Origin of the sequence: Streptomyces flaveolus (assembly GCF_000716535.1) — a bacterium.
GTDB classification, from domain to species: Bacteria; Actinomycetota; Actinomycetes; order Streptomycetales; family Streptomycetaceae; genus Streptomyces; species Streptomyces flaveolus_A.
This window is the reverse complement of sequence record NZ_JNWV01000140.1, coordinates 1-1090: the sequence shown is the minus strand read 5'-3', so window position 1 is coordinate 1090 and position 1090 is coordinate 1. Positions and strand designations below refer to the sequence as shown.

General features: G+C 68.3%; 1 protein-coding gene and 1 pseudogene. Both read right to left on the bottom strand.

Going from position 1 to position 1090, the window contains the following annotated elements; genetic code table 11:
• Positions 1-490, bottom strand: a pseudogene (locus OO52_RS45545) (alpha-amylase family glycosyl hydrolase); the annotation flags it as partial.
• The coding region (locus OO52_RS45540) for an alpha-glucosidase C-terminal domain-containing protein (protein ID WP_030659372.1) at positions 487-1090 on the bottom strand (604 nt) is incomplete at its 5' end. The pseudogene OO52_RS45545 and the gene OO52_RS45540, both read right to left, overlap by 4 nt.

Below are 1090 nucleotides of genomic sequence, written 5' to 3'. Positions count from 1 at the left end.
GAAGTGGAACGCCATGTGGCACTCGTCGCCGCCGGCCCGGAAGTCACCGAAGTAGTCGACGACGTCCTCGGGCCACTGGTTGGCCTCCGCCAGCAGCACGGTGTCCGGGTACATGGCGTCGATGTCGCGCCGGACCCGCTTCAGGAAGGCGTGCGTGGCGGGCAGGTTCTCGCAGTTGGTGCCCTCCTCGGCGTAGAGGTAGGGCACCGCGTCCAGGCGGTAGCCGTCGATGCCCAGGTCCAGCCAGAACCGCAGGGCGGCCAGGATCTCCTCCTGCACGGCCGGGTTCTCGTAGTTCAGGTCCGGCTGGTGGGAGAAGAAGCGGTGGAAGTAGTACTGGCCGCGGACCGTCGCCGACGCCGTCACCGTTGCTGTCCTGGAACGAGCGGACCAGGACCTCGTAGAAGACGGCGCGTTTGAACCACTCCGGGTCCCGGTCCTTGGCGGGGGTGTCCTCGAAGGTGTCCAGTACGGGGTCGTTGACGGTCATGACGCTGCGGGCCCTCCGATCTGGGGCGTCGATCGCCCGACGTGGAGCACGTGCGCCGGCGCCCGGCCGGGCGTGAGTCGCACGTAGTTGGTCCTGCCCCAGTGGTACGTCTCGCCCGTCAGTTCGTCGTGCACGGACGGGGCGGCGTCCCAGTCCAGGCCGAGTTGCGGCATGTCCAACGAGACCGTGGCCTCCTGGGTGTGGTGCGGGTCGAGGTTGACGACCACGATGACCGTGTCCGTACCCGTGCGCTTGCTGTAGGCGAGCACGGCATCGTTGTCGGTCTGATGGAAGCGGAGGTTGCGCAGGCGCTGTAGCGCCGGGTGCCGCCGTCGGATGGTGTTGAGCTTGGTGACGAGCGGGGCGATGGTCCGTCCGTCACGCTCGGCGGCCTCCCAGTCGCGGGGCTTGAGCTGGTACTTCTCCGAGTCCAGGTACTCCTCGCCGCCCTCCCTGAGCGGGGTGTTCTCACACAGTTCGTAGCCGGAGTAGATGCCCCACGTGGGGGAGAGGGTGGCGGCCAGCACCGCGCGGACCTCGAAGGCGGGACGTCCGCCGTGCTGGAGGTAGGCGTGCAGGATGTCGGGGGTGTTGGCGAAG